At 73.1% G+C, this 24,252-nt stretch carries 23 protein-coding genes; 21 read left to right on the top strand and 2 right to left on the bottom strand.

The genetic code is table 11. The features are described 5' to 3' along the window. Positions 1–45: 45 nt before the first annotated feature. The 12 genes from dapA to dapF all read left to right on the top strand — a co-directional run bounded on the left by dapA (position 46) and on the right by dapF (position 13,431). Positions 46–963 (top strand): 4-hydroxy-tetrahydrodipicolinate synthase, encoded by a 918-nt coding sequence (gene dapA, locus KZX60_RS01465; protein WP_248115250.1) that lies wholly within the window; start codon positions 46–48, stop codon positions 961–963. Positions 964–978: 15 nt separating this feature from the next. Then, the gene (locus tag KZX60_RS01460; RefSeq protein WP_248115249.1) at positions 979–2,664 is read left to right on the top strand and encodes a ribonuclease J; all 1,686 of its coding nucleotides are present in this window, start codon (positions 979–981) and stop codon (positions 2,662–2,664) included. A gap of 49 nt (positions 2,665–2,713) precedes the next feature. Continuing rightward, positions 2,714–5,818, top strand: coding sequence for a DNA translocase FtsK (locus KZX60_RS01455; RefSeq protein WP_248115248.1), 3,105 nt, complete (start codon positions 2,714–2,716; stop codon positions 5,816–5,818). Next, complete coding sequence (locus tag KZX60_RS01450) at positions 5,797–6,444, top strand: CDP-alcohol phosphatidyltransferase family protein (RefSeq protein ID WP_248115247.1); 648 nt, start codon at positions 5,797–5,799, stop codon at positions 6,442–6,444. Before KZX60_RS01455 ends, KZX60_RS01450 begins: the two co-directional genes overlap by 22 nt. Beyond that, the gene (locus KZX60_RS01445; protein ID WP_248115246.1) at positions 6,441–6,935 is read left to right on the top strand and encodes a nicotinamide-nucleotide amidohydrolase family protein; all 495 of its coding nucleotides are present in this window, start codon (positions 6,441–6,443) and stop codon (positions 6,933–6,935) included. The genes KZX60_RS01450 and KZX60_RS01445 overlap by 4 nt, the downstream gene beginning before the upstream one ends. A 129-nt stretch (positions 6,936–7,064) precedes the next feature. Continuing rightward, positions 7,065–7,475 (top strand): helix-turn-helix transcriptional regulator, encoded by a 411-nt coding sequence (locus KZX60_RS01440; RefSeq protein ID WP_282442432.1) that lies wholly within the window; start codon positions 7,065–7,067, stop codon positions 7,473–7,475. A 131-nt stretch (positions 7,476–7,606) separates the two neighbouring features. Then, positions 7,607–7,825, top strand: coding sequence for a DUF3046 domain-containing protein (locus tag KZX60_RS01435; RefSeq protein WP_248115245.1), 219 nt, complete (start codon positions 7,607–7,609; stop codon positions 7,823–7,825). 204 nt (positions 7,826–8,029) lie between these two features. Further along, positions 8,030–9,094: a recombinase RecA gene (recA, locus tag KZX60_RS01430; protein WP_248115244.1), complete on the top strand. Its 1,065-nt coding sequence runs from the start codon at positions 8,030–8,032 to the stop codon at positions 9,092–9,094. Continuing rightward, on the top strand, positions 9,094–10,011 hold the full coding sequence (locus KZX60_RS01425; protein WP_248115243.1) for a regulatory protein RecX: 918 nt from the start codon (positions 9,094–9,096) through the stop codon (positions 10,009–10,011). Before recA ends, KZX60_RS01425 begins: the two co-directional genes overlap by 1 nt. 9 nt (positions 10,012–10,020) lie before the next feature. Beyond that, entirely contained in the window at positions 10,021–11,550 is a 1,530-nt protein-coding gene (miaB, locus tag KZX60_RS01420) for a tRNA (N6-isopentenyl adenosine(37)-C2)-methylthiotransferase MiaB (protein WP_348983729.1), read from the top strand. 2 nt (positions 11,551–11,552) lie between these two features. Beyond that, the gene (gene miaA / locus KZX60_RS01415) at positions 11,553–12,479 is read left to right on the top strand and encodes a tRNA (adenosine(37)-N6)-dimethylallyltransferase MiaA (protein ID WP_248115322.1); all 927 of its coding nucleotides are present in this window, start codon (positions 11,553–11,555) and stop codon (positions 12,477–12,479) included. A gap of 10 nt (positions 12,480–12,489) precedes the next feature. Further along, positions 12,490–13,431, top strand: coding sequence for a diaminopimelate epimerase (gene dapF, locus KZX60_RS01410; RefSeq protein WP_248115242.1), 942 nt, complete (start codon positions 12,490–12,492; stop codon positions 13,429–13,431). A 33-nt stretch (positions 13,432–13,464) separates the two neighbouring features. Here dapF and KZX60_RS01405 read toward each other — a convergent pair whose 3' ends face one another. Then, positions 13,465–14,100: a methyltransferase gene (locus KZX60_RS01405; protein WP_248115241.1), complete on the bottom strand. Its 636-nt coding sequence runs from the start codon at positions 14,098–14,100 to the stop codon at positions 13,465–13,467. A 293-nt stretch (positions 14,101–14,393) separates the two neighbouring features. Here KZX60_RS01405 and KZX60_RS01400 point away from each other — a divergent pair, with 293 nt between their 5' ends. From KZX60_RS01400 to KZX60_RS01385, 4 genes are all read left to right on the top strand, one after another. Next, entirely contained in the window at positions 14,394–14,657 is a 264-nt protein-coding gene (locus KZX60_RS01400; protein ID WP_248115240.1) for a GNAT family N-acetyltransferase, read from the top strand. Positions 14,658–14,722: 65 nt separating this feature from the next. After that, positions 14,723–16,336, top strand: coding sequence for a GTPase HflX (gene hflX / locus KZX60_RS01395; protein ID WP_248115239.1), 1,614 nt, complete (start codon positions 14,723–14,725; stop codon positions 16,334–16,336). After that, complete coding sequence (locus tag KZX60_RS01390; protein ID WP_248115238.1) at positions 16,333–18,429, top strand: ATP-dependent DNA helicase; 2,097 nt, start codon at positions 16,333–16,335, stop codon at positions 18,427–18,429. The genes hflX and KZX60_RS01390 overlap by 4 nt, the downstream gene beginning before the upstream one ends. 129 nt (positions 18,430–18,558) lie before the next feature. Next, entirely contained in the window at positions 18,559–20,169 is a 1,611-nt protein-coding gene (locus KZX60_RS01385; RefSeq protein ID WP_248115237.1) for a DASS family sodium-coupled anion symporter, read from the top strand. Between the two features lie 22 nt (positions 20,170–20,191). On the opposite strand, the gene lexA is transcribed toward KZX60_RS01385, so the two are convergent. Beyond that, positions 20,192–20,914, bottom strand: coding sequence for a transcriptional repressor LexA (gene lexA, locus KZX60_RS01380; protein WP_248115236.1), 723 nt, complete (start codon positions 20,912–20,914; stop codon positions 20,192–20,194). A 247-nt stretch (positions 20,915–21,161) separates the two neighbouring features. On the opposite strand from lexA, the gene KZX60_RS01375 reads away from it, so the two are divergent. From KZX60_RS01375 to KZX60_RS01355, 5 genes are all read left to right on the top strand, one after another. Then, complete coding sequence (locus KZX60_RS01375; protein WP_248115235.1) at positions 21,162–21,533, top strand: LysM peptidoglycan-binding domain-containing protein; 372 nt, start codon at positions 21,162–21,164, stop codon at positions 21,531–21,533. A 57-nt stretch (positions 21,534–21,590) separates the two neighbouring features. Next, complete coding sequence (locus tag KZX60_RS01370; protein WP_248115234.1) at positions 21,591–22,706, top strand: histidinol-phosphate transaminase; 1,116 nt, start codon at positions 21,591–21,593, stop codon at positions 22,704–22,706. A gap of 140 nt (positions 22,707–22,846) precedes the next feature. Then, the gene (hisB, locus tag KZX60_RS01365) at positions 22,847–23,428 is read left to right on the top strand and encodes an imidazoleglycerol-phosphate dehydratase HisB (RefSeq protein WP_248115321.1); all 582 of its coding nucleotides are present in this window, start codon (positions 22,847–22,849) and stop codon (positions 23,426–23,428) included. Continuing rightward, complete coding sequence (gene hisH, locus KZX60_RS01360; RefSeq protein WP_248115233.1) at positions 23,428–24,087, top strand: imidazole glycerol phosphate synthase subunit HisH; 660 nt, start codon at positions 23,428–23,430, stop codon at positions 24,085–24,087. Before hisB ends, hisH begins: the two co-directional genes overlap by 1 nt. Continuing rightward, the gene (locus tag KZX60_RS01355; protein WP_248115232.1) at positions 24,087–24,245 is read left to right on the top strand and encodes a hypothetical protein; all 159 of its coding nucleotides are present in this window, start codon (positions 24,087–24,089) and stop codon (positions 24,243–24,245) included. Before hisH ends, KZX60_RS01355 begins: the two co-directional genes overlap by 1 nt. The last annotated feature ends 7 nt before the right edge of the window (positions 24,246–24,252 follow it).

The raw sequence follows: 24,252 nt of genomic DNA, 5'->3' as shown, positions 1-24,252 counted from the left end.
GCCCGGGTCCCGGACGCAGGCATTCTCGCAGGTAGGCTGGAGAGCATGAACGCCGCCCGTCACACCACCGCCCCCACCGAGAAGCTCTTCGGCACGGTGGTCCCGGCCATGGTGACGCCCATGACCAAGGACGGTGCCGTGGACCTCGCGGCCGCGCAGTCGCTCGCCGCCCACCTCGTCGACCAGGGCGCCGACGGCCTCGTGGTCACCGGCACGACGGGGGAGACCTCCACGCTCACCGACGCGGAGAACCTGGACATGTTCCGGGCCGTGGTCGAGGCCGTGGGGGACCGCGCCGCGGTCATCGCCGGCACCGGCACCAACGACACCGCGCACAGCCTGCACCTGTCCCGCCTCGCCGCGAAGACCGGCGTGGACGGCCTGCTGCTGGTCACCCCGTACTACAACAAGCCCAACCAGGCGGGCATCCGCGCACACTTCGAGACCATCGCGGACGGCGTCGACCTGCCGATCATGCTCTACGACATCCCGGGCCGCTCCGTGATGCCGATCCAGCCCGAGACGCTCATCGCGCTCGCGGCGCACCCGAACATCCGGGCGCTCAAGGACGCCAAGGGCGACCTGCAGTCCACCACCACGGTCCTCGCGCACTCGGACCTGGACCTCTACTCCGGCGACGACGGCGCGACCCTGCCGCTCATGGCGCTCGGCGCCGTCGGCGTCGTCTCCGTGGCCGCGCACGTGGCCCCCGCCCTGTACCGCGCCCTCGTGGACGCGGTGGCGGCCGGAGACCTGACCGCCGCCCGCGAGCACCACTTCGCCCTGGACCCCGTCCAGCGCGGCATCATGACTCACGTCCAGGGGGCCGTGGCCGCGAAGGCCGTGCTCGCCGCCCAGGGCCACATTCCCTCCGCAGCCGTGCGGCTGCCCCTCGTCCCGGCGACCGCCGACGAGCTCTCCCTCATCCGCGCCGACCTCGCCGAGGCCGGCATCACCTTCTGACAAGGACTCCCTCACATGACTCCAGGCAACCGCCTGTCCACCCCGCCCAAGCTCGCCCGTGACACCTGCCGCATCGTGCAGCTCGGCGGCCTCGAGGAGGTCGGCCGCAACATGGTCACCTTCGAGATCGACGGCAAGATCCTGATCGTCGACTGCGGCGTGCTCTTCCCCGAGGAGACCCAGCCGGGCGTGGACCTGATCCTCCCCGACTTCGACTACATCCGGAACCGCCTCGACGACGTCGTCGGCATCGTGCTGACCCACGGTCATGAGGACCACATCGGCGCCGTGCCCTACCTCCTGCGCCTGCGCAAGGACATCCCGCTGATCGGCTCCAGGCTGACGCTGGCCCTCATCGAGGCCAAGCTCGAGGAGCACCGCATCAAGCCGGTCCTCGTCCCGGTGACGGAGGGGGACATCGAGGAGTACGGCCCCTTCGAGTGCGAGTTCGTGGCCGTGAACCACTCCATCCCGGACGCCCTCGCCGTCGCCATCCACACGGACGCAGGCAGCATCCTGCACACCGGCGACTTCAAGATGGACCAGCTGCCGCTCGACGGCCGCATCACGGACCTGCGCTCCTTCGCCCGTCTCGGCGAGGAGGGCGTGGATCTGTTCATGACCGACTCCACGAACGCCGAGGTCCCCGGGTTCACCACCACGGAGAAGGAGATCGGCCCCACGCTGGAGCGCTACTTCGCCACGGCCGAGCGCCGCATCGTCGTCGCCTCGTTCTCCTCGCACGTACACCGCGTCCAGCAGGTGCTCGACGCCGCCGCGAAGCACAAGCGCAAGGTCGCCTTCGGCGGTCGCTCGATGATCCGGAACATGACGATCGCGCAGAAGCTGGGCTACCTCAACGTGCCCAACGGGATCCTCGTGGACATCCGCAAGATCGACAAGTACCGGGACGACGAGGTCGTCCTCATGGTCACCGGCTCCCAGGGCGAGCCCATGGCCGCCCTGTCCCGCATGGCCAACGGCGACCACCAGGTGCAGCTGCAGGAGGGGGACCTCGTGGTCCTCGCCTCCTCGCTCATCCCGGGCAACGAGAACTCCGTGTTCCGCGTGATCAACGGGCTCATGAAGCTCGGCGCGCAGGTGGTCCACAAGGGCATGGCCAAGGTCCACGTCTCCGGCCACGCCTCCGAGGGCGAGCTGCTCTACTGCTACAACATCGTGGAGCCCGAGTACGTCATGCCCGTGCACGGCGAGACGCGCCACCTCATCGCCAACGGCCGCATCGCCGAGAAGACGGGCGTGCCGAAGGAGAACGTCATCCTGGCCGCCAACGGCACCGTGGTGGACATGAGCGACGGCCGCGTGCAGATCGTCGGCGAGGTCGACTGCGGCTACGTCTACGTGGACGGATCCTCCGTGGGCGAGATCTCCGACCTCGACCTCAAGGACCGCCGTGTGCTGGGCGAGGAGGGCTTCATCTCCATCGTCACCGTCGTCAACCGCCAGAGCGGCGCGATCGTGTCCGGCCCGGACGTGCACGCCCGCGGCGTGGCCGAGGACGAGAAGGTCTTCGAGGAGATCAAGCCGAAGATCGCCCGCGCCATCGAGGAGGCCGTGCAGGGCCAGAAGGAGCACACCACGCAGCAGCTGCAGCAGGTCGTGCGCCGCACCATGGGCACGTGGGTCAACCGCCGCCTGCGCCGCCGCCCCATGATCGTGCCGGTGATCCTCGAGGCCTGACACGCCTGCGGGCGCTGTCGCGTCCGCCCCGGGCGGTACCGTGGAGGGCATGGCGACCCGCACTTCCCCCCCGCGGTCGTCGTCCTCCTCGTCGAAGACCCGCGCCGGCTCCGCCGCCGCCCGGGCCTCCGCCGGGAAGGGCGCGACCGCCGCTGCCCCCGATCAGCCCCCCGCCCCTGTCCGCGCCCTGCGCGCGGCGTGGATGGGAGTGGCGGCCCCCGTGGGCGCGCTCTTCCGCAAGCTCGGCCGTGACGTGCGCATCCCGCGCGACGAACGCCGGGACGGCACGGGCCTGCTCCTGCTGATCGTCGCCGCGGTCATCGCCTCGGTGGAGTGGTGGGGCCTGCGGGAGACGCCGGGCTTCGGCGAGGTGGTCCACCGCGTGGTGGGCGGCACCGTGGGATGGTTCGCCTTCCTGCTGCCGCTCGCCCTGCTCGTGGTGGCGGTGCGGTGCTTCCGCACGCCCCAGGAGCTGCGCGCCAACGGCCGCATCATCATCGGCCTGCTCATGGCCACGGTGGCGGGCAGCGGCCTCGCCCACCTGGCCGGCGGGCTGCCCTCGGCCGCAGAGTCCTTCGAGGACGTGCTGCACGCCGGCGGCATGGTCGGCTACCTCGCGACCGTCCCGCTCGCCTCGCTCCTGACGGCCGTCCCCGTGTGGGTGCTCATGGCCGCCCTCGCCTTCTTCTCCCTGCTCGTCCTCACCGCCACCCCGCTGGGCTCGATCCCGCAACGGATCACGGGCGCGTACGACTGGCTCACCGGCCAGGACCCCGAGGGCGCCTCGGCCCGCCGCGCCGAGCGCCGGGACGCACGCCGCGAGCGGCGCGCCGCCGGGGAGGAGTCCGCGGAGCCCGCGCGCACCCACCCCGACCACGACCAGTCCTACCTCGACGCCGTGGGCAGCCACGCCGCGGAGGACTCCGCGCGTCCCCGCCCGGGCCTGTTCGCCCGCCTCTTCGGGCGGCGTGACCGCGGCCGGGACGCCGCATCCGAACGCAGCCACGAGAGCGCCGCCTACGACTCTCCCGTGATCCTGGACTCCGCGGCCGGGGCCGGCTCCCACGCCGCCGGGACCGCGGAGGCCGCGGAGGCCACGGAGGAGGACGCCACGCTCGTGCTCGAGCCGCGCGCCGCCGCGCCCGCCCCCCGCCGTCCCGCGCGGGGCCAGCAGGGCGTGTTCGACGCGGAGGAGCACCTGGCCGCTCCCGCGGCCCGCGGCGACTCCACCGCCGAGTCGTTCGACCCCTGGGTGGACGAGGACGCGGCCCCGGTGCTTCCCCCGGGGGTCAAGCGCCCCACCGCCGCCGACCGGGCCCTCGAGCGGGTCCGCGAGCACGCCCGCGCCCGTCACGCCGCCACGCCGGACGACGAGGCGGAGGAGCCGACGCAGCCTGTGGAAGGGGCGGCCGAGCCCGAGGAGGAGTCGGCGTCGGCCGTGCCTGCCCCGGTGCCGGCGGTGAGCACGCCGGCCCCCGTGCCGCCCATGACCGCCGCTCCGGCCCGGGGCCGGCAGGCCGAGCTCGGCGGGGACGCCGCGTACACGCTGCCCCAGTCGGACCTGCTGCCCGCTGGCCCGCAGCCGAAGGAGCGCTCCGAGGCCAACGACCGCGTCGTCGCCGCGCTGACCACCACGTTCACCGAGTTCAAGGTGGACGCGCAGGTCACCGGCTTCTCCCGCGGCCCCACCGTCACGCGCTACGAGGTCGAGGTCGCCCCCGGCACCAAGGTGGAGAAGGTCACGGCGCTCGAGAAGAACATCGCCTACGCGGTGGCCTCCTCCGACGTGCGCATCCTCAGCCCCATCCCCGGCAAGCGCGCCATCGGCATCGAGATCCCCAACCCGGACAAGGAGGTGGTGGTGCTCGGCGACGTCCTGCGCTCGCAGGCCGCGCACCGCACCGACCACCCGATGGTCATGGGCGTCGGCAAGGACGTGGAGGGCGGCTACGTGGTGGCCAACCTCGCGAAGATGCCGCACATGCTCGTCGCCGGCGCCACCGGCGCGGGCAAGTCCTCGTTCGTGAACTCGATGATCACCTCGATCCTCATGCGGGCCACCCCGGACGAGGTCCGCATGGTCATGGTCGACCCCAAGCGCGTGGAGCTCACGGCCTACGAGGGCGTCCCGCACCTCGTGACGCCCATCATCACGAACCCCAAGAAGGCCGCCGAGGCCCTCCAGTGGGTGGTGAAGGAGATGGACACCCGCTACGACGACCTCGCGGCGTTCGGCTTCAAGCACGTGGACGACTTCAACAAGGCGGTGCGCGCGGGGCAGGTGAAGCTGCCGCCGGACTCCAAGCGCGTCCTCCGGCCGTACCCGTACCTGCTGGTGATCGTGGACGAGCTCGCGGACCTCATGATGGTCGCCCCGCGGGACGTCGAGGACTCGATCGTGCGCATCACCCAGCTCGCGCGCGCCGCCGGCATCCACCTGGTGCTCGCCACCCAGCGCCCCTCCGTGGACGTCGTCACCGGCCTGATCAAGGCCAACGTGCCCTCCCGCATGGCGTTCGCGACGTCCTCCGTCACGGACTCCCGCGTGGTGCTCGACCAGCCCGGCGCCGAGAAGCTCCTGGGCCAGGGCGACGCGCTCTTCCTGCCCATGGGCAAGTCGAAGCCCATGCGCGTGCAGGGCGCGTGGGTGAACGAGTCCGAGATCCACGCGGTCGTGGAGCACGTGAAGGCCCAGATGCAGGTGCAGTACCGGGACGACGTGGTGCCGGAGAAGACCGAGAAGGTCATCGACGAGGACATCGGCGACGATCTGGACCTGCTCCTGCAGGCGGTCGAGCTCGTGGTGACCACCCAGTTCGGCTCGACCTCCATGCTGCAGCGCAAGCTCCGCGTGGGCTTCGCGAAGGCCGGCCGCCTCATGGACCTCATGGAGTCCCGCGGCGTCGTCGGCCCCTCCGAGGGGTCGAAGGCGCGCGACGTGCTGGTCAAGCCCGACGAGGTGGCCGAGGTGCTCGCCGCGATCTCGGGGGACACCGCTCCGGCGGCGGCTGCTCCGGCGCCTGCGCCGTCGTCGTCCGCGGCACCGCGTGACCTGGTGGCCGAGGACCTCGACTCCCGTCCGCAGGCCCAGGCCTGGGACGATGGGGAGGACGAGGGGGAATCCGAGGACGCATGGGAGCTGACGGGCAGATGAGCACGGAGCGGACGGCCGAGGGCCGAGCGGGGGAGCGGCCGTCGGCCTGGAACCTGCCGAACATCCTCACGAGCGTGCGGATCCTGATGGTCCCCTTCTTCGTGTGGGCGCTGTGGGCGGGCGGGCCGTGGGGCCAGGACTCGCTCACGGCGCGCTGGGTGGCCTTCGGGCTGTTCGCGGCGGCCATGTACACGGACAAGCTCGACGGCGACATCGCCCGCGCGCGCGGGCTGATCACGGACTTCGGGAAGATCGCGGACCCGATCGCGGACAAGCTGCTCACGGGGGCCGCGCTCGTGGTCTTCTCCCTCCTGGGCGAGCTGTGGTGGTGGGTGACGATCGTGATCCTCGTGCGTGAATGGGGCATCACCCTCATGCGCTTCGTGGTGATCCGGTACGGCGTCATGCCGGCCGGCCGCGGCGGCAAGCTGAAGACCGTGCTGCAGGCGGCGGGCATCGGCCTGCTGCTCATGCCGCTGGGCGCCCTGGTGGGCGGCTGGTGGCCGTGGCTGGGCTGGACCGTGATCGGCGTGGCCACCGCGCTGACGGTGGTCACCGGCGTGGAGTACGTCCGCGACGCCGCCGCGCTCCGCCGGGACGCGCTCGCGGGCCGGACCGCCGCATGAGCACGGCCGCGCAGGTGGTCGCCCGCTTCGCCCGGGACGAGCTGACGCTCGCGACCGCCGAGTCGCTCACCGCGGGCCTCGTGGCCGCCACCCTCGCGGACGTGCCGGGCGCCTCTGCCGTCCTGCAGGGCGGTGTGGTGGCGTACCAGAACCGCGTGAAGGCGGAGGTGCTCGGCGTCGAGGCGGCGCTGCTGGCCGAGCGCGGGGCCGTGGATCCCGGGGTGGCCGAGGCCATGGCGCGCGGTGCGCGCCGGGTGCTGGGCGCCGACGTCGGCGTGGCGACCACCGGCGTGGCCGGGCCGGAGCCCCATCAGGGCAAGCCGGTGGGGACCGTGTTCATCGCGCTGGCGTGGACGGACGAGGCGGGCGTGGAGCAGGCCGAGGCGTGGGGGCTGCGCCTGCCGGGCGACCGGGCCGCGATCCGCCGGCGGACCGTGGTCGCGTGCCTCGAGCGGCTCGCCACCGCAGGGGAGCGTCGCGGGGGTTCCTGAGCGCGGTGCGGCCGAGCGGGAATGAACCCGGCCTCCAGCCGGTTGAATGGAACGAGTCAAGAAGACGGCCGTGGGGGATCAGGCTCCCGTCCGGCGTCCTCAGCGAAAGTCCAGGAGCACGCGATAGACATGATGCGACACCCCGTCCATGCCAACGGCATCACCCGCTGGGTCGGCGAGCAGCCTCGCCCCCGCGCGGAGACCCCCGACATCAAGGAGCGCACCATGCCCGTCCTCCGGCACGAGATCGGCGACGTCCTGCGTGACGTGCGCCAGCGGCAGGGCCGCACGCTCCGCGAGGTGTCCCACGACGCCCGCGTCTCCCTCGGCTACCTCTCCGAGGTGGAGCGCGGCCAGAAGGAGGCCTCCTCCGAGCTGCTGGCCTCCATCTGCGGGGCGCTCGACGTCCCCCTGTCCTTCATGCTCCGCGAGGTCTCGGACCGCCTTGCCGAGCAGGAGGGCGTGGTCATCCCGGACACCGTGCCCGAGGGCATGGGCGAGGCCGGCGCCGCGGAGCTGGGCTCCCTGGCCGGCCGCTGATCCCCACCGCTCCGCCTCTGGGCGCCCTGCCGTCACGGCGGGGCGCCCGTGTGCATGCGGGGGGAGGCCGGCCCCGGGCGAGGGGCCGCGCCCCGCGAGGAGGAGTCCGTGACGAGCAGAGGAGGGCCACCGTGCGGGTGAGCGAGTTCTGGAGACTGATGGACGACGAGTTCGGTGCCGCGCGCGCCGCGGTCGAGGCGGACAGCCTGCACCTGCCGGGACTGGACGCCACGGCGCGGGAGGCGCTGTCCGCGGGCGTGGATCCGCGTGCCGTGTGGCGGGCCGTCTGCGAGCTGAACGACATCCCCGCCGAACGGCGTCTCGGGCGGGACGTGCCACCGACACGCTGACCCTGCGGCGGGTCGGGGCGCCGCTTCGAACACGTGTTCGAATCCATGGGGTAGAGTCCTGCACAGCCGCAGGGGCCGCCGGCCCGTGCACAGCAGACCGGGTGCGCGCCTAACGTGTCCGCCCCACCTCGTAGTGTCACTGACATGGCCGAGGCGGGCGTCGCAGAGTCCCGCACGAGCACAGACCACATCAAGGGGTGAAGGATGAGCAACGTGACGGATCGTGAGAAGGCCCTCGAGGCGGCACTGGCCCAGATCGACAAGCAGTTCGGCAAGGGCTCCGTCATGCGCCTGGGCGATCAGACCCAGGCGCCGGTGGAGGTCATCCCGACCGGCTCGGTGGCCATGGACGTGGCCCTGGGCATCGGCGGCCTCCCGCGGGGGCGCGTCGTGGAGATCTATGGCCCGGAGTCCTCGGGCAAGACCACGCTCGCCCTGCACGCGGTGGCCAACGCCCAGCGCAACGGCGGCATCGCGGCGTTCATCGACGCGGAGCACGCGCTGGACCCGGCCTACGCCCGCAAGCTCGGCGTGGACACGGACGCGCTGCTGGTCAGCCAGCCGGACACGGGCGAGCAGGCCCTTGAGATCATGGACATGCTGGTCTCCTCCGGCACCCTGGACATCGTCGTCATCGACTCCGTGGCGGCCCTGACGCCGCGCGCGGAGATCGAGGGCGAGATGGGCGACTCCCACGTGGGTCTCCAGGCCCGCCTGATGTCCCAGGCGCTGCGCAAGATCACCGGCCGCCTGCACCAGACCAAGACCACCGCCATCTTCATCAACCAGCTGCGCGAGAAGATCGGCGTGTTCTTCGGCTCCCCGGAGACCACCACCGGCGGCAAGGCCCTCAAGTTCTACGCCTCCGTGCGCATCGACGTGCGCCGCATCGAGACGCTGAAGGAGGGCGGCAACCCCGTCGGCAACCGCACGCGCGTCAAGATCGTGAAGAACAAGATGGCCCCGCCCTTCAAGCAGGCCGAGTTCGACATCCTCTACGGGGTGGGCATCTCCCGTGAGGGTGGGCTGATCGACATGGGCGTCGAGGAGGGCATCGTCAAGAAGTCCGGCGCCTGGTTCACGTACGACGGGGACCAGCTGGGCCAGGGCAAGGAGAACGCCCGCCGGTTCCTCAAGGACAACCCGGACCTGGCCCTCGAGATCGAGCAGCGCATCCTCACGAAGCTCGGCATCGGCGTGGACCCGGAGGCCGCCGAGGAGGACGGGGCGCCGGTCCTCGCGGCCGTGGCGGGTGACACCAAGGCCTGATGTCGGGGCACGGCGCCGGGTTCGACGACTCCCGGGACTCCGAGGTGGCCCGGCTCTGGCTCGACCTGGCCGGGCTGGATCCTACCGCGGCCTCGCCGGCGGAACCGGCGCCTCCGGAGCCGGCGGACCTGAGCGCGCTCCTCACGCGGGCGAGCGACCTGCCCAGCCCCGCGCCGACCACGGGCGGGGTCATGCCGCTGCCGTGGACCAGCGGCGCGAGGACGGTTCCGGGCCCGACGACGGCGCCGGACACGACGAAGCGTCGCGCGCCGAAGGCCGCCGCGCCCTCGTCCCCGCCCGCTCCGGAGCCTGAGCCGTCCGTCGTGGGCCGCAGCGCCGAGGCGTCGGACGAGGCCGCGCGTCCTCGCCGACGTCGTCGGCCGGGGCCCGCGCCCCTGCCCGAGGACCCCCGGGAGCGCGCGGAGGCCGCGCGCGAGGTCGTGCTGCGGCAGCTCGCGATGGGCCCGCGCTCGCGCGGCCAGCTCGAGCGCAAGCTCGCGGAGCGCGAGGCCGAGCCGGAGCTGATCGAGCAGGTGCTCGACCGCTTCGAGGAGGTGCGGCTCGTGGACGACGCCGCCTTCGCCGAGGTGTGGGTGCGCAGTCGTCACCGCGGCCGGGGCCTGTCCCGCCGGGCCATCGGCCGGGAGCTGCACGAGAAGGGCGTGGACCGGGACGTCGCCGAGGAGGCCCTCGAGGCCATCGAGCCGGAGGACGAGCGCGCCGCCGCCCTCGAGCTCGCCCGCCGCCGGATGCACGGGAAGACGGTGCCGCCGGCCGACTCCCCGGAGAACCGCGCCGAGCGGGACAAGGCGGTGCGCCGCCTCGTCGGGATGCTCGGTCGGAAGGGCTACGCCCCCGGACTCGCGTTCGGGGTGGTCACGGAGGTCCTCGGGGAGCACGAGGCGGACGCCTCCTAGAATGGTCCGGTGACTCTGACGGACCCCGCCCCCGCCCTCCCGCACGACGGCCTCACCTACGAGGTCCGCACCTTCGGGTGCCAGATGAACGTGCACGACTCCGAGCGCATCTCCGGCCTCCTGGAGTCGACCGGCTACGCCCCCGCGGGAGAGGGCCACCAGCCGGACCTCGTCGTGTTCAACACGTGCGCCGTCCGCGAGAACGCGGACAACCGCCTCTACGGCAACCTCGGCAACCTCCGCTCCGTGAAGGCCGCGCACCCGGGCCTGCAGATCGCCGTCGGCGGCTGTCTCGCCCAGAAGGACCAGGCGACCATCCAAGCGAAGGCGCCCTGGGTGGACGTCGTCTTCGGCACCCACAACATCGGCTCCCTGCCCGTGCTGCTCGAGCGCTCCCGCCACAACGCCGAGGCCGAGATGGAGATCCTCGAGTCCCTCGAGGTGTTCCCCTCCACGCTGCCCACCAAGCGCGACTCCACGCACTCCGGCTGGGTCTCGATCTCCGTGGGCTGCAACAACACGTGCACGTTCTGCATCGTCCCCAGCCTGCGCGGCAAGGAGAAGGACCGCCGCCCGGGGGAGATCCTCGCCGAGGTGCAGGCGCTCGTGGACGCCGGCGCCGTGGAGGTCACCCTCCTCGGCCAGAACGTGAACTCCTACGGCGTCGAGTTCGGCGACCGCGGCGCCTTCGCGAAGCTGCTGCGCGCGTGCGGTCAGATCGAGGGCCTCGAGCGCGTGCGCTTCACGAGCCCCCACCCGGCCGCCTTCACCGACGACGTCATCGACGCGATGGCCGAGACCCCGAACGTCATGCCCCAGCTGCACATGCCCCTGCAGTCCGGCTCGGACCGGATCCTCAAGGCCATGCGCCGCTCGTGCCGCTCCACCCGGTTCCTCGGCATCCTCGAGCGGGTCCGCGAGCGCATCCCGCACGCGGCCATCACCACCGACATCATCGTGGGCTTCCCGGGGGAGACCGAGGAGGACTTCGCGGAGACGATGCGCGTGGTCGAGGCCTCCCGCTTCGCCTCGGCGTTCACCTTCCAGTACTCCATCCGCCCCGGGACGCCGGCGGGCGAGATGGAGGACCAGGTGCCCAAGGCCGTCGTGCAGGAGCGCTTCGAGCGGCTCGTCGCGCTGCAGGACCGCATCTCCGCGGAGGAGATGGCCACCCTCGCGGGCACGCGGCAGGAGCTGCTCGTCACCGCCGACTCCGGCTCGAAGGCGGCCGAGCGCGGCCGCCTCGCCGGACGCGCGAAGGACAATCGGCTCGTGCACTTCTCCGTGCCCGAGGGCGCCGAGACGCCCCGCCCGGGCGACTTCGTCACCGTGACCGTCACCGAGGCGCGCCCGTTCTTCGCGATCGCGGATCCGGGCCCCGAGGACTACGCCCTGCGCCGCTCGCGCGCCGGCGACGCGTGGGACCGGGCCCAGGCCGAGTCCTGCGGCGTCCCCGGCCCGGGCGCGCCGGACGGGACGGCCCCCTCCGCCTCCGGGGCGACGCGCCTCGGCATGCCGACGATCCGCCCGCGCGGGTGAGCGTGCCGGCCGCGCGCCCGCCCGTCGTCGCCGTGGTGGGGGCGACGGCGACCGGCAAGTCCGCTCTCGCCGTCGCCCTCGCGCACCGGCTGGACGGGGAGATCGTCAACGGTGACGCGCTGCAGCTCTACCGTGGCATGGACGTGGGCACCGCGAAGGTCACGGAGGCCGAGCGCGAGGGCGTCCCGCACCATCTCCTCGACGTCCTGGACGTGCGCGAGGAGGCCTCCGTCGCGGACTTCCAGCGGCGCGCCCGCGAGCTGTTCGCGCAGATCCGGGCGCGGGGTCGCACCCCGATCCTCGTCGGCGGGTCGGGCCTGTACGTCCGTGCGGCCCTCGACGAGCTGGAGTTCCCTCCCACCGATCCGACGGTCCGCGGGGAGGTCGAGGCCCAGCTGGCCGCACGCGGGGAGGCCGCGCTGCGGGCCGAGCTCGCCGCCGTCGACCCGGTCTCCGCGGAGAAGGTCGCGGACGAGCGGCGCCTGGTGCGCGCCCTCGAGGTGCACCGGATCACGGGCCGGCCGTTCTCGGCGTTCATGCCGCGGCGGCGCTACGCGGACTCCGTGGCGCCGGCCGTGCAGCTCGGGCTGCGGATCGACCGCGCCGTGCTCCACGCGCGCATCGCCGCGCGCGTCGCGGCCATGGTGGACGCCGGGCTCGTCGAGGAGGTGCGGCGCCTCGACGCCGCCGGCCTGCGGGAGGGGCGCACCGCCTCCCAGGCCATCGGGTACGCGCCCGTGCTCGAGGTCCTCGACGGCACCGCGAGCCTGGGCGACGCCGTCGAGCGCACCGTGGTGGCCACCCGGCGCTTCGCCCGCCGCCAGGAGACGTGGTTCCGCGCCGATCCCCGCGTGCGCTGGGTCGACGCCCTCGCCCCCGGCGTCCTCGAGCGCTCCCTCGCGGTGCTCGCCGCCGAGCCCGCCTCCTAGACTGGCCCGCATGAGCCTCCTGCCCGGCGCCTCCGCCGTCGTCGACACCACGCCCACGCTGCCCTTCACGAAGGGCCACGGCACGGGCAACGACTTCGTGCTGATCGCCGACCCGGACGGCAACGCGCACCTCGAGCCCTCCCGCGTCGCGATGCTCGCGGACCGCCACCAGGGGATCGGCGCCGACGGCGTCATCCGCGCCGTGCGTTCGGCGCACCTCCCCGAGGGCCGCGAGGTGCTGGCCGCGGCTCCCGAGGCCGAGTGGTTCATGGACTACCGCAACGGGGACGGCTCGGTCGCCGAGATGTGCGGCAACGGCGTGCGCGTCTTCGTCCACTTCCTCGTGGAGAAGGAGCTCGTGGACCTGCCCGTCGGCTCGGCGCTGACCATCGGAACCCGCGCGGGCGCGAAGTCCGTCACCCGCATGGAGCACGGCTACGCGATCGACATGGGCCCCTGGAGCCTGATCGACCCGGAGCTCGCGGAGGACGCGGCCGCCGACTCGATGGTGCGCGCCACCGGGCTGACGGACGCCCGTCCCGGCCTGAGCATCTCGATGGGCAACCCCCACACGGTGGTCCCGCTCGGGGCGTTCGCGGAGCTCGAGGCGCTGGAGCTGCACACGGCTCCCGAGGTGGACCCCGAGCCGCCGCACGGCACCAACGTGGAGTTCGTGGCCGCCCACGAGCCGCTCGTCAAGGGGGGCGTGGGCCGGGTGCGGATGCGCGTGCACGAGCGCGGCGTGGGGGAGACCCAGTCGTGCGGCACGGGCGCGTGCGCGGCCGCGGCGGCCATGCGCGTGTGGGCCGGGCCCGAGGGCGCGGACTCGTGGCTCGTGGAGGTCCCGGGCGGCGTGCTCGCGGTGGACTTCGTCCTGGCCTCCGACGGCGAGGAGCACGTCGTCCTCGCGGGGGCCGCCGAGCTCGTGTTCGACGGCGAGCTGCGCGGCTGAGACCCGGTCGCCGGCCGACGCTCCGGCCGCGGGTCAGGCCTGCCGGGTCACCGTCAGGATGCGGAACCCCTTGACGGTGGCCGCGCGACGCACGGTGAACGCCCCCGGGGTGCGGTCCTCGAGCATCCCGGCGATCCAGGGCTGCAGCGAGTCGGCCCCGAGGTTCTTCTGCACCACGAGCCACGCCTCGCCGCCCGGGTTCAGCGCGGGCAGCCAGCGCTCCAGCAGCTCGTGGAGCACCTCCTTGCCCACGCGGATGGGCGGGTTGGACCAGATGAGGTCGAAGCCCGCGTCCGCCGGCACGTCCTCGGGCCGCAGGAACACCGCGTTCTCGGCGCCCACGGCGGCCGCGTTGTCCCGGGCCAGACCGATCGACCGCTCGTTCACCTCGACGCCGGTCACATGGGCCTCGGGCGAGCGCAGTGCGAGCGTGAGGGCGAGCGGTCCCCAGCCCGCGCCGACGTCGAGGAAGGCGCCGTGCGACGGCGGCACGGGGACCGCGGAGAGCAGGGCGGCGGTGCCCTTGTCGATCCCGTCGGGCGAGAAGATCCCGTTGGCCGTCTGCACGGCCACGGTCCGGCCCGCGAGCTCGACCTCGATCCGCCGGCGTCGCTCGGGCGTCCCGGGGTCGGGGGAGAAGTAGTGGGCTGGCTGACTCACGCGGACCATCGTAGTCAGGCGGTGGGCCGCAGACCGTCTCGCCTGGCCGGCGCCGCTCACGGGAACCGTGGCGTGGTCGGCGGCGCCGGGGCGGCCTGCGGCGCCATGTCGGAGAGGGTGTTCGCCCACGGGGGAGAGGCTTCCCGCGGCGGTGGGGGCCGGGTAGGGTGTCATTCATGTTCCTGCTGTTCGCCTGACGCCCGCCGTGGAGCCCCGCTCCGGCCGCCGTCACACCCCGCATCCCGCCCCTGAGGCGTCGCTTCCGCGCGCCCGGGCCCCGCTGACGCGAACAGGACATCCCCATGAGCATCACGCTGCGCTCTGCGCGCCCGCCGGACACGCCGAGCTGGCTGCACTGCCGCGCCCTGTCCTTCCCCTCGACCCGGTGGGTCGCCGTCGGCTCGGGCGGTGAGGTCCTCGGGATCCTCGACGTCCACCCCGACCACGAGGGCAGGGGGATCGCCACCGCACCGTTGGAGGCGCTGATCGCGCGGCTGCCTGAGGGAACCGGCCGGCTGGACGCATGGACCCGCGAGGACGTCGCCCGAGCTCCACAGGGCCGCTAGCGCGTCCGCCCCACCCACTACGCTGATTCGAACCGGGCCCCACCGACGGGCGCCCAGAGGAGACCATGACTGACGAGCACCAGAACACCGCCGGCCAGAACGGGCCGGGAGCCGCCGCGGCAGGATCCGAGGACGAGATCCAGGCCGTGATCGACCGCATCCTCGCCGCCGACGACGCCCGCCGCGCGTCCGGCGGGGACGACGCGTCCGAGCAGGCCTCCGAGACGCGCGATCGGGCGTCCGTCGTCGGGGGCCGCGCGCTCGCGCTCGCCGAGGGCGGGGACGAGCACACCGAGTTCGACGGCGACCAGGACGAACTGGCCGCGCGCCATTCCCTGCGCCGCGTGGCCGGGCTCTCCACGGAGCTCGAGGACATGTCCGAGGTCGAGTACCGCCAGCTGCGCCTCGAGCGGGTGGTCCTGGCGGGCGTGTGGACCGAGGGCACCGCGGAGGACGCCGAGAACTCCCTCCAGGAGCTCGCCGCGCTCGCGGAGACCGCGGGCTCGGAGGTGCTGGACGGTGTCATCCAGCGCCGCGCCACCCCGGACCCGGCCACGTTCCTCGGCAAGGGCAAGGCCCGTGAGCTCGCGGAGATCGTGGCCCTCTCCGGCGCGGACACCGTGGTGGTGGACTCCGAGCTCGCCCCGTCCCAGCGCCGCGCGCTCGAGGACGTGGTGCGGGTCAAGGTCATCGACCGCACCGCGCTGATCCTGGACATCTTCGCGCAGCACGCGAAGTCCCGCGAGGGCCGCGCGCAGGTCGAGCTGGCCCAGCTCGAGTACCTCCTGCCTCGCCTGCGCGGCTGGGGCGAGTCCATGTCGCGCCAGGCCGGCGGCCGTGCGGCCGGCGGCGAGGGCATCGGCTCCCGCGGCCCTGGCGAGACGAAGATCGAGCTGGACCGCCGTCGCATCCGCACGCGCATGGCCAAGCTGCGCCGGGACATCTCCGCCATGAAGCCGGCGCGCGAGGCCAAGCGGGCCAACCGCCGGCGCAATCGGGTGCCGTCCGTGGCCATCGCCGGCTACACCAACGCGGGCAAGTCCTCACTGCTCAACCGCCTCACCCACGCGGGGGTGCTCGTGGAGAACGCGCTGTTCGCCACCCTGGACCCCACGGTCCGCAAGGCCGTGACCCCGGACGGCATCGGCTACACGCTCTCGGACACCGTGGGCTTCGTGCGCAACCTTCCCACGCAGCTCGTGGAGGCCTTCCGCTCCACCCTGGAGGAGGTCGCGGACGCGGACGTCATCCTCCACGTCGTGGACGGCGCGCACCCGGACCCCGAGGGGCAGATCGCCGCCGTGCGCGGCGTGCTGGCCGAGGTGGACGCGCAGCGCATCCCGGAGATCATCGTGCTGAACAAGGCGGACGCGGCGGATCCCGTGGTCATCGCCCGCATCCGCTCGAAGGAGCCGCACACCGTCGTGGTCTCGGCCCGCACCGGCGCCGGCATCGACGAGCTGGAGAAGGCCATCGCGGCCACGATCCCACGGCCCAGCGTGCGCCTCGAGCTGCTCGTCCCGTTCACGCGGGGCGACGTGGTCTCGCGCCTGCACTCCGCGGACGCGGAGATCCTCGCCGAGGCCTATGAGGAGGGCGGCACCCGCCTGACCGTCCTCGTGCGCGAGGACATCGCCGCCGAGCTCGCGGAGCACCGCGTGGACTCCGACGCCTCATGAGCGGGGCGGACGCCGCGGAGGGGGCCGTCTCGGCCCCCCGCACGGATCGGGAGAGGGAGGCGCTGCGGCTCCTGGACGCCGTGGTCGAGGCCACGGGCGGCCAGGAGCGCGCGGGCCAGAAGGAGATGGTCCTGCAGGTCGCGCGCGCCCTCGAGTCGCGGCGGCACCTGCTGGTCCAGGCCGGGACCGGCACCGGCAAGTCGCTGGCCTACCTGATCCCGGCGCTGCAGCACGCCATGGACCAGGAGGACCCCGTCGTGATCGCGACGGCCACCCTGGCCCTCCAGGCGCAGATCATGAAGCGGGACGCCCCGCGCCTCGTGGAGGCGCTGAAGGGGGAGCTGCCGCGCGAGCCCGTCGTCGCGCTCGTCAAGGGGCGCTCCAACTACCTGTGCCGGCACAAGGTGGACGGCGGGTATCCCGGGGACGAGGGCGAGGAGGCCCTCTTCACGGTGGCCGACGACGGCGGCATGATCGGCTCCGCCTCGGACGGGGCCTCAGGGCCGTCGTCGCTGCTGGGCAAGGAGGTCATGTACCTGCGTGCGTGGGCGGACGAGACGGAGACGGGCGACCGCGACGACCTCGAGGTCCCCGTGACGGACCGCGCCTGGCGGCAGGTCTCGGTCTCGGCCGTCGACTGCCTCGGCGCGTCCCGCTGCCCCATGGCGGACGAGTGCTTCTCGGAGCACGCCCGCGCGGACGCTGCGGACGCCGACGTGGTGGTCACCAACCACGCGATGCTCGCGATCAGCGCGTTCGAGGGACTCGCCGTGCTCCCCGCCTACTCCGCCGTGGTGGTGGACGAGGCGCACGAGCTGCAGGACCGCGTCACCGGCGCGGTGACGGGCCAGCTCTCCGGCTCGATCGTGCACGGTGCCGCCACCTCGGTCCGGCGCCACACCTCGGTGGCGGTCGAGGACCTCGTGCAGGCCGGCGCCGCCCTGGACCGCGCCTTCGCGGGCACCCCCTCGGGGCTGCTCGCCACCGGCCCGGACGAGGTGCAGGAGCAGGCGCTGACCGCCGTCCTCGCTGCCGCCCGGCAGTGCTTCTCAGACCTCGGCCAGAGCAAGGACAAGGAGGCCGACGGCGACGGCGGCCACCAGATGGCCCGCTCCCGCCTCGTCGAGGTCCTCGAGGTCACCGAGCGCATGCTCGCCGCGCGCCCCGAGGCCGACTTCCCGGAGGTCCTGTGGGCCACGCGGCCCGGGCACTTCGAGCCCGGCGTCGGCTGGCAGCCCGGCAACGAGGAGGACCCGCCGCAGCTCTACGTGGCCCCCATCTCGGTGGCAGGCAAGCTGCGTGAGGGGCTCTTCGGCAAGGCCACCACGGTGCTCACCTCCGCCACGCTGACCGTGGGCACGGGGGAGCGGCGGTTCGACTCGGTGGCCGGTGACGTCGGCCTCGCCGGGCCTGACGCCCCCGCGTACACCGCCCTCGACGTCGGCAGCCCCTTCGACTATCCCCGCCAGGGCGTGCTGTACGTGGCCCGGCACCTGCCGCGTCCCGGGAGGACGGCCTCCCCCGAGTCCCTCGACGAGCTCGGGGAGCTCATGAAGGCCTCGAACGGCGGCACGCTCGGCCTGTTCTCCTCCCGGCGGGCCGCCGAGGACGCCGCGGCGGAGATGCGCCGCCGCCTGGGCCCGACGCAGACGATCCTGTGCCAGGGCGATGCCACCCTCTCCGCACTCGTCCGGCAGTTCGCCGAGGAGCGGGACGCCTCCCTCTTCGGGACCATGAGCCTGTGGCAGGGCGTGGACGTGCCGGGCTCCTCGCTGCGCCTCGTGGTGATCGACCGGATCCCGTTCCCGCGCCCGGACGACCCGCTCTCCCAGGCGCGCACGCGGGACATCGCCCGGCACGGCGGCAACGGGTTCATGAAGGTGTCGGCCACGCACGCCGCCGTCCGCATGGCCCAGGGCGCCGGCCGCCTCGTGCGCGCCGTCGGGGACCGCGGCGTCGTCGCCGTGCTGGACTCACGTCTGGCCACCGAGCGCTACGGCGGCTACATCACGAGCGCTCTGCCGGACTTCTGGCGGACCACGGACCGGCAGGTGGTGCGGGGCGTGCTGGCGCGCCTCGCCGAGGAGGACTGAGGGCGTCCGAGGACACCCGACCAGCGGCCGTCAGGAGCCCACGTCAGGCCTAGAATCGTGGTGAGGGCCCCGGCCCCGCGGCCCTCCGGAGCGAGCACGCCGCCGCGCGCGGCGGGAAGGCGGGCGGCCATGGCCACCGGCAGGACCTCAGGATCCCATCGACTGCGGAGGACGGCCGAACGCCGCGCCTCCCTGGGCGGCCAGGCCCGCGAGGAGCGGGAGGTGGTTCGGGCGCACGAGCGCGCGGCGAATCGCCACCACGACTCCTTCCTGGCGCACCTGAACCTCAAGCCGGTGTGGCTGGCCCTGGCCGTCCTCGCGATGGCCGCGGTGGCCCTCATGCCCGGCGTGCAGGACCTCGGACTCTCCGTCGCGGGACAGCGGGCGCTCGCGGTCCTCGCGTTCGCCGTCATCGTGTGGGTGAGCGAGGCCGTCACCTACCCGGTCAGCGCCGTGCTCATCATCGGGCTGATCGCGTTCCTCGTCGGATTCGCCCCGGACATGGCGGACCCGGAGACCGCCCTCGGCACGTCAGGCGCCCTAGGGCTCGCGCTGGGCGGCTTCTCCAACTCCGCGGTGGCCCTCGTGGCCGGCGCCCTCGTGCTCGCCGCCGCCATGCAGGCCACGGGGCTGCACAAGCGCGTGGCGCTGCTCGTGCTGAAGTTCGCCGGCGAGAAGACGAGCAACATCCTCATCGGCACGATCGTCATCACGATCATCCTGTCCTTCTTCGTCCCGTCGGCCACGGCACGCGCCGGCGCGGTGGTGCCGATCCTCATGGGCCTCGTAGCGGCCTTCGGCATGCCGACCGACTCGAAGCTCAGCGCCCTGCTCGTCATCACCGCCGCGCAGGCCATCTCCATCTGGAACATCGGCATCATGACCTCCGCGGCCCAGAACCTCGTCGCTGTCGGCTTCATCCAGGACCAGATGGGCCGCCAGATCACGTGGCTCGAGTGGTTCGTGTGGGGCGCGCCGTGGGCCGCCGTCATGTCCGTGGTGCTCTACTTCGTGATGCGCTGGGCCATCAAGCCGGAGACGGACCGCATGGTCGGCGGTCGCGAGGTCGTCCAGCGCGACCTCGCCGCCCTCGGCCCGATGACGGGCAAGGAGATGCGCCTGACGGTGGTGGCCGTCCTCCTGGTGACCGCGTGGGCCACCCAGGGCGTCCTGCATCCCGTCGATGCGACCACCGTGACCCTGGCCGCCGTCGCCTTCCTCCTGCTCCCGCGCGTCGGCGTGTTCTCGTGGAAGACCGTGGAGAAGCTCGTCAACTGGGGCACGCTCGTGGTGTTCGCCGTGGGCATCTCGCTCGGCTCGCTGCTGCTCAAGACGGGCGCCGCGGCGTGGCTCTCCGAGCGCACCTTCACCGCGCTCGGCCTCGCCGAGCTGCCGATCGTCGCGCTGATCGCCGTCATGGGCGCCTTCACGATCCTCATCCACCTGGGCTTCGCCTCGGCCACCGCGCTCTCGAGCGCCCTGATCCCGGTGTTCATCGCCTTCGCCGCGTCCATCCCGAACGCTGCGGAGGGCGGCCTCGGGTTCGTCGTGATCATGCAGTTCCTGATCTGCTTCGGCTTCCTGCTGCCGGTCTCCGCGCCGCAGAACATGCTCGCGTACGGCACGGGCGCGTTCACCCCGATGCAGTTCCTCAAGGCGGGACTGCCCATCACGGGGATCGGCTACCTCATGGTCCTGCTCTTCTCCGCGACGTACTGGCGGTGGCTCGGCCTGGTCTGACCGTCTGCGCCGCGGGCGCCGTTCAGAGCGCCCGCAGCACGGTGACCACGCGGCCCATGATGGTCGCGTGGTCACCCATGATGGGCTCGTAGGCGGTGTTCTGGGGGAGCAGCCACGTGTGGCCGTCGCGCTGGCGGAAGGTCTTCACGGTGGACTCGTCGTCGAGCAGCGCGGCCACGATGTCCCCGTTGTCCGCGGTCTCCTGCCGGCGCACCACCACCCAGTCGCCGTCGCAGATGGCGGCGTCCACCATCGAGTCGCCGGAGACGCGGAGCATGAACAGCTCGCCCTCACCCGTGAGGCGGCGCGGGATCGTCATGACCTCCTCCACCTGCTGCTCGGCGAGGATGGGGCCGCCGGCCGCGATCCGACCCACCCACGGGATGGAGACGGCGTCGCCCTCGGCGGCGTCCGTGTGCCACGAGGGGATCTGGGGGAGCTCGGAGACCGGGGCGACGGGGGAGGCCGTCTCGGCAGTCAGCGTCGTCCCGTCCTCGGCCAGCAGCACCTCGAGCGCGCGGGGGCGGCCCGGATCGCGGCGGATGTAGCCGAAGCGCTCGAGCTGGCCGAGCTGATGCGTGACGGAGGAGAGCGAGGCGAGGCCCGCCGCGTCCCCGATCTCCCGCATGGAGGGGGGGTAGCCGCACTCCGCGATCGCGTGGCGGATGGTCTCCACGATCCGCCGCTGGCGGGACGTGAGCGAGGGGGCGGACCCGGCTGGGGTCTGGTGGTCAGGGGTGGCCATGCGGCGGTCCGTTCTCCCGAGGTCGCTTAGCGTGTCCACCCCAGCTGATGGTCTTGCCCTGAAGGCGATCCACCGCGGGTCGGAGCACGTCCGGTGCCCTCGACCCTAGTGGAGTCCGTCACCGGATCCAAAGATATGTTCGATCCACGCTGGGCGTGTCTCGAAGGTGTGTGCTAGACATGGATTCGAACATGTTCGAGCACACGTTCGAATTCCCGCCCGCAGCGGGAGGAAGGCGACCATCACCATGACCACCCTGACCGCAGCTCTCTCCCGTCCCGTCCCCGCTCGCCCCGCTCCGAGCGGGTTCCGCCTCAACAGGCGCGGCCGTCTCGTGCTCCGCGGGCTTCCGCTCATGCTGGCGGCGGCCGTGCTCACCGTCGTCGCGGCGTTCCTCGCGGGCGTCCTCACCTCCCCTGCGGCGGTCTCCTCCGAGGGTCCGGGCGCGCGCCTGGAGACCGTCACGGTCATGCCGGGGGACAGCCTGTGGTCCATCGCCGCCGAGGCTGCGCCGGAGGAGGACCCCTTCACCACCATGACGCGGATCGCCGAGCTGAACAGCCTGGAGGGCCGGGAGCTCGAGCTGGGCGAGTCCCTGTTCGTGCCCGCGGGGGACTGAGGGCTGGCCGGCGACTCACGGCGCGCTCGGCGTGCTCCCGTTCCTAGAATGGCCCGTATGACCGATCTGAGCTCCCTCCCGCTGCGCGAGGGCCTGCGCGGGCAGAGCCCCTACGGCGCCCCCCAGCTGGACGTGCCGTTCATGCTCAACACGAACGAGAACACGCACCCCGTCCCCCCGGAGGTCGCGGAGGCCGTCGTGGCACGGGTGGCGCAGGTCGCCGGGGGGCTGAACCGCTACCCGGACCGCGAGTTCACCCGGCTGCGGGAGAGCCTGGCCGGGTACCTCGGCCACGGGCTGACCGCGGCACACGTGTGGGCGGCCAACGGCTCCAACGAGGTGCTCCAGCAGATCCTCCAGGCCTTCGGCGGGCCGCGCCGCAGCGTCCTCAGCTTCCTCCCCTCCTACTCCATGTATCCGCTGCTGGCCGCGGGCACGGACACGGCATTCGTCGACGGCGGGCGCGCCGCGGACCACACCCTCTCGGCCGAGCATGCCGCGGCCATGGTGCGCGAGCACCGTCCGAACCTCGTCTTCCTCGCCTCGCCCAACAACCCCACGGGCACCGCCCTCGGGCTGGACGTGATCGAGGCCGTCTACACCGCCCAGGCCCGGAACGAGGCCGAGGGCGGCCCGGGCGCCATGGTGGTCGTGGACGAGGCCTACGCCGAGTTCGCGCTCGACGGCACGCCCTCGGCCCTCACCCTCCTGGAGGGGCGCGAGCGGCTCATCGTCACCCGCACCATGTCCAAGGCGTTCGCCCTGGCCGGCGCCCGCCTCGGCTACCTCGCCGCGGACCCGGCCGTGGCGGATGCCCTGCGCCTCGTGCGCCTGCCCTATCACCTCTCCTCGGTCACGCAGGCCACCGCGATCGCCGCCCTCGAGCACGTGGAGACGCTCCTGGAGACCGTGGCGGACATCAAGGCCCAGCGCGACCGGATCGTGGCCCGGCTGCGCGAGCTGGGCCTGGACCCGGCCGTCTCGGACTCGAACTTCGTCTTCTTCGGCCACCTGGAGGACGCGCACGCCGTGTGGGAGGCGCTCCTCGAGCGGGGGGTGCTGGTGCGCGACGTCGGCATCCCGCACCACCTGCGCGTCACCGCGGGCACGGAGGAGGAGACCACCGCGTTCCTCACCGCCCTTGAGGAGGCCCTCGCCGCGGGTGCACGGTGACCCCGCGCCGGCCGCCGCGCGAGACGCAACGACGCGCGCGGCCGGGCATGCGCCGCCGAACCTAGGATGGATGCGACCGTCACCCCGTATCCCCAGGAGGACCCGTGGAAGCCGAGCTGATCTCCGGACGCCGGGCGCGCATGGAGCGCACCACGAGCGAGTCGGACGTGCACGTGGAGATGGACCTGGACGGCTCCGGCGCCGCGGACATCTCCACGGGTGTCCCGTTCTACGACCACATGCTCACGGCGCTCTCGCGCCATTCGCGGATCGACCTCAGGGTCCGCGCCACGGGGGACACCCACATCGACGTGCACCACACGGTGGAGGACGTCGCGATCACGCTCGGCGAGGTGCTCCGCGTCGCCCTCGGGGACAAGCGGGGCATCCGCCGCTTCGGCGAGGCCTCCGTGCCGTTGGACGAGGCGCTCGCGCGCGCCGTCGTGGACGTCTCCGGGCGTCCGTACCTGGTGCACGAGGGCGAGCCGGACGGGCAGCAGTACCACCTCATCGGAGGCCACTTCACCGGCTCCCTGACCCGGCACGTCTTCGAGTCGATCACGCAGCACGCGGCCATCTGCCTGCACATGGACGTCGTCCGCGGCCGCGACCCCCACCACATCGTGGAGGCCCAGTTCAAGGCGTTCGCCCGCGCCCTGCGCGCGGCCGTCGAGGACGATCCGCGAGTGGACGACGTGCCCTCCACGAAGGGCGCGCTCTGATGGCGGCGCCCACGTCCGTGCCCGGGGTGCGCCCGCGCGTCGCCGTCCTGGACTACGGCTCCGGCAACGTGCACTCGGCTGTGCGCGCCCTCGAGCGCGCCGGGGCCGTCGTCGAGCTCACCCGGGATCCGGACGCCGTGCTGGACGCGGACGGGCTGCTCGTGCCCGGCGTGGGCGCCTACGCCTCGGTGATGCGCGCCCTCACCGAGGTCGGCGGCACCCGCTGGATCGGCCGCCGCGTGGCCGGTGGTCGCCCCGTGCTGGGCATCTGCGTGGGCCATCAGGTCCTCTTCGACGCCGGGGTGGAGCACGGCGAGCGGACCCAGGGCATGGGGGAGTGGCCCGGCGTGGTCGAGGAGCTCCCGGCCGAGGTCCTGCCCCACATGGGCTGGAACACCGTCCGCCCGCCGGAGGACTCCGCGCTGTTCCGGGGGATCGAGGACGAGCGGTTCTACTTCGTCCACTCCTACGGCGTGCTGCGCTGGGAGTTCGAGCAGACCATCCCCACCATGCGCCCCCCGCAGGTGACGTGGGCGCACCACGGCGCGGACTTCGTCGCCGCCGTGGAGAACGGGCCGCTGTCCGCCACGCAGTTCCACCCCGAGAAGTCCGGCGAGGCCGGGCAGGCGCTGCTCCGCAACTGGCTGGAGACCCTCTGATGCCCTACTGGTCCGTCCTCTACCTCGCCCTCGGCGGCATCCTGCTCGGTGCCGCCTGGTCGATGCGCACGCAGAAGGCCCCCGGGTGGGCCGTCGTCATCGCCCTCGTGCTCGCCGCCATGGCGATCGCCGCCGCCTTCCTGACCGTCTCCCGCTGAGAGGTAC

Origin of the sequence: Micrococcus sp. EYE_212 (assembly GCF_023147585.1) — a bacterium.
In the GTDB taxonomy this organism is placed as follows: Bacteria; Actinomycetota; Actinomycetes; order Actinomycetales; family Micrococcaceae; genus Micrococcus.
Note: the sequence above shows the minus strand (reverse complement) of the source record. Positions and strands in the feature narration are given on the sequence as shown.

Bases quoted from the DNA above. Each gene is read 5' to 3' on its own strand.
- KZX60_RS01390 (WP_248115238.1), top strand. From the start codon at position 16,333: ATGAGCGGGGCGGACGCCGCGGAGGGGGCCGTCTCGGCCCCCCGCACG.
- lexA (WP_248115236.1), bottom strand. From the start codon at position 20,914: ATGGCCACCCCTGACCACCAGACCCCAGCCGGGTCCGCCCCCTCGCTC.
- KZX60_RS01370 (WP_248115234.1), top strand. From the start codon at position 21,591: ATGACCGATCTGAGCTCCCTCCCGCTGCGCGAGGGCCTGCGCGGGCAG.
- KZX60_RS01355 (WP_248115232.1), top strand. From the start codon at position 24,087: ATGCCCTACTGGTCCGTCCTCTACCTCGCCCTCGGCGGCATCCTGCTC.
- hisH (WP_248115233.1), top strand. From the start codon at position 23,428: ATGGCGGCGCCCACGTCCGTGCCCGGGGTGCGCCCGCGCGTCGCCGTC.
- recA (WP_248115244.1), top strand. From the start codon at position 8,030: ATGAGCAACGTGACGGATCGTGAGAAGGCCCTCGAGGCGGCACTGGCC.
- KZX60_RS01425 (WP_248115243.1), top strand. From the start codon at position 9,094: ATGTCGGGGCACGGCGCCGGGTTCGACGACTCCCGGGACTCCGAGGTG.
- KZX60_RS01405 (WP_248115241.1), bottom strand. From the start codon at position 14,100: ATGGTCCGCGTGAGTCAGCCAGCCCACTACTTCTCCCCCGACCCCGGG.
- KZX60_RS01375 (WP_248115235.1), top strand. From the start codon at position 21,162: ATGACCACCCTGACCGCAGCTCTCTCCCGTCCCGTCCCCGCTCGCCCC.
- KZX60_RS01440 (WP_282442432.1), top strand. From the start codon at position 7,065: ATGATGCGACACCCCGTCCATGCCAACGGCATCACCCGCTGGGTCGGC.
- KZX60_RS01450 (WP_248115247.1), top strand. From the start codon at position 5,797: ATGGGAGCTGACGGGCAGATGAGCACGGAGCGGACGGCCGAGGGCCGA.
- dapA (WP_248115250.1), top strand. From the start codon at position 46: ATGAACGCCGCCCGTCACACCACCGCCCCCACCGAGAAGCTCTTCGGC.
- KZX60_RS01445 (WP_248115246.1), top strand. From the start codon at position 6,441: ATGAGCACGGCCGCGCAGGTGGTCGCCCGCTTCGCCCGGGACGAGCTG.
- KZX60_RS01400 (WP_248115240.1), top strand. From the start codon at position 14,394: ATGAGCATCACGCTGCGCTCTGCGCGCCCGCCGGACACGCCGAGCTGG.
- KZX60_RS01460 (WP_248115249.1), top strand. From the start codon at position 979: ATGACTCCAGGCAACCGCCTGTCCACCCCGCCCAAGCTCGCCCGTGAC.
- dapF (WP_248115242.1), top strand. From the start codon at position 12,490: ATGAGCCTCCTGCCCGGCGCCTCCGCCGTCGTCGACACCACGCCCACG.
- KZX60_RS01385 (WP_248115237.1), top strand. From the start codon at position 18,559: ATGGCCACCGGCAGGACCTCAGGATCCCATCGACTGCGGAGGACGGCC.
- KZX60_RS01455 (WP_248115248.1), top strand. From the start codon at position 2,714: ATGGCGACCCGCACTTCCCCCCCGCGGTCGTCGTCCTCCTCGTCGAAG.
- hisB (WP_248115321.1), top strand. From the start codon at position 22,847: ATGGAGCGCACCACGAGCGAGTCGGACGTGCACGTGGAGATGGACCTG.
- hflX (WP_248115239.1), top strand. From the start codon at position 14,723: ATGACTGACGAGCACCAGAACACCGCCGGCCAGAACGGGCCGGGAGCC.